The sequence below is a fragment of the Belnapia moabensis DSM 16746 genome (assembly GCF_000745835.1).
Taxonomy (GTDB): Bacteria; Pseudomonadota; Alphaproteobacteria; order Acetobacterales; family Acetobacteraceae; genus Belnapia; species Belnapia moabensis.
On sequence record NZ_JQKB01000230.1, the window covers coordinates 1 to 2,540 of the forward strand.

Here is a 2,540-nt window from a genome sequence, read left to right on the forward strand (position 1 = left end):
TGTCTTCGCGGATCATCAGTGCCGGCATGGTCCATCCCCATATGCCATGCCAGCCGATGAATCACGTCCGTCCGCGTCGGATCAAGCCCCAAGAGCCAGACCTTCGGACGTCGGGTATAAGTTTATTTATGTAGATTTTCGATCTTTGCTTCCGATGCTGCTCTCGGTTGTATGGCTGCATTTGGTTGATAGCCATCAGCCATAGTCCCGGCAGCGGAGAGACCCTGCCATCTCCCCGGCGGCAACGGTCCGATTGCCCTCTCCGCGTCCCCTTTTCTGCCCATGCCATTCAGACGCTATGGCGTCTAACTTCCAGGCATGAGCTCATCCGTCGATACTCCGCCCGCGAAGCCGAAGATCTCATCCGCTGAGCGTCGTCAGCGCGATGTTGATCGGTTTCAGACGATCCGGCTGCGGATGTTGGTCGGCCAGGCGCTGCATAACCGCGGCATAAAAACCCCGGCCGCGATCGGCGCGGCGATTGGAATGCCGGCGGCCGAGGCGACCAAGCTGATGGCGAGCAAACAATGGCGGGCTAGAGCGTGATGTGTTTAGGTTTGGTTGTATCCTGAGTGCTTCAGGTAGTTGGTGCATTCCTGGGGCGTGTAGGTACTGAGGAGTGTGCCTATAGTGGCGCACACCGCGTCGCTGGTGCGGACGGCAGCCTGTCGCAGTAGGTGTTTGAGTTTCGCGAAGACCTGCTCGATGGGGTTCAGATCGGGCGAGTATTTCGGCAGCAGGAAGAGCTTTGCGCCAGCCCGCCGGATGGCTCGGCGCACAGCCGATCCTTTGTGGCTGCCGAGGTTGTCCATGACGACCAGGTCGCCTGGCTTCAAAGTCGGCACCAGGACCTGTTCGACATAGACCCGGAACCGCTCCGCGTTCATTGGACCGTCGAGCAGCCACGGCGCCACGATGCAGTCGTGCCGCAGAGCAGCCACGAAGGTCATGGTTTTCCAGTGGCCGAACGGCGCCTTGCTCAGCAGTCGCTTGCCCTTTGTCGCCCAGCCCCGAAGCGGCGCCATGTTGGTCTTGGTCCAGGTTTCATCGATGAACACCAGCCGCGCCGGATCAATCCGCCCCTGATAGCGCTGCCACTGGGCGCGCCGACGGGCGACGTCGGCGCGATCCTGCTCGCTGGCGTGCAGGGTTTTTTTTGAAGCTGAGCTTCTCCGCGTGCACGAACTCCCAGACAGCCCGGTAGTCGACCTTCACCTCGCGTTCTGCCAACTCAGCCACCAGGCCGCGCAGCGTGAAATCAGCCGACTGGCAACGCTGGATCAGCCAGGTCCGATGGTCGCCAGCGATCTTCCGAGGCTTGTGGCCACCCATCTGGCCGGGCACCACGCTGCCGTTTTTTCGGAACAGCGCTACCCAGGCGATGACCGTGCTGATTGCCACCCCAAAATGCCGCGCTGCCTGATTGCGAGACATGCCGCCTCGCTCAACCGCCTCCACAACCCGCTCGCGCAGGTCACACGAATAGGGTGCAGCCATCGATGCTGGCCTCCTATCCAGCCAGCATCTTGAATCAGATCTCCCGCCGCGTCGGGAAGCAAAATCGACTCAGCCTGAACGCATCCCGCTCTAGTGACGTCGCGCTGCTTGACACTGCGGCGATGGGGCTGGGGCTGCCGGGACCGGATGTAACGCAACGTTGAGCGCGGCGCTTTACCGTCGAACCAGGATGTAGATAATCGGCGCCCAAAGTGCGGCGCTTAGGCTCAGAGCGACAACCACACCTTGGCCGAACCGGCGGGTACCGGGGTCGAGGCCTCGCTCTGTCTCCGGTGGCACGGGCAGAGCACGTGCCTCTGATGAGTAAGCGACCATAGGTAGATTTTAACTCTCTCAATGAGCGTTATCAACACGAAACGCATAAGTGCGCTTTGGGGTTCGTCCTCACGGCCAATTCATATGGCCAAGCTTCTAAATTATGAGAAACACGCTTCGAGGTAGAGACAATCTGTCAACCCTCTGTTTATAAAGTGGCACACGTATCTACTTTTGGATGGAAGAGGCGGCATGTCGGACCGGATCTACTTGGATCTCAACCAGCTGCATGAGGGCTGGCTGGCCACCGCCCGCGCCAACTGCCAGGGGCAACTCAAGGCGGCGGCGCATCGCGGTTTGGATCTGGCCTGCGCCCTGGCCCTGCTGCTCGGCACCCTGCCCCTGCTGCTGCTGGTGGCGCTGGCCATCAAGCTCGACAGCCGCGGCCCCATCTTCTACGGCCAGGAGCGCATAGGCCTCGGCGGCCGGCGCTTCACCGTCCTTAAGTTCCGCTCCATGCGGGTCGATGCCGAAGCCTCAGGCACACCCCAATGGGCCAGCAAGCAAGACCCCCGCGTCACCCGCATCGGCCGCTTCCTGCGGCTCAGCCGCATTGACGAGATCCCCCAGGTGCTCAACGTACTCCGCGGCGACATGGCCATGGTCGGACCGCGACCCGAGCGCCCCGCTTTCGTCGAGCAGCTTGAGCAGCAGATCCCCCACTACAAGGACCGCGCCTGCGTCCGCCCCGGCATCACCGGATGGGC

The 2,540-nt window shown here is 61.8% G+C and carries 3 protein-coding genes; 2 read left to right on the plus strand and 1 reads right to left on the minus strand.

The window, feature by feature from the left end:
• Positions 1–318: 318 nt before the first annotated feature.
• A complete protein-coding gene (locus tag EP26_RS35970; RefSeq protein ID WP_157033977.1) occupies positions 319–546 on the plus strand; it encodes a hypothetical protein in 228 nt (75 codons plus the stop codon).
• A gap of 5 nt (positions 547–551) precedes the next feature.
• Here the strand turns inward: EP26_RS35970 and EP26_RS34365 are convergent.
• Positions 552–1,497 (minus strand): IS630 family transposase gene (locus tag EP26_RS34365; protein ID WP_157033978.1). Its coding sequence is split into 2 segments (ribosomal slippage): positions 552–1,157 and positions 1,159–1,497, totalling 945 coding nucleotides; the frame shifts between segments, so codons are not numbered across the junction.
• 528 nt (positions 1,498–2,025) lie between these two features.
• Between EP26_RS34365 and EP26_RS30465 the strand changes: the two genes are divergently transcribed.
• A partial coding sequence (locus tag EP26_RS30465; RefSeq protein WP_211259632.1) for a sugar transferase occupies positions 2,026–2,540 on the plus strand: 515 nt, incomplete at its 3' end.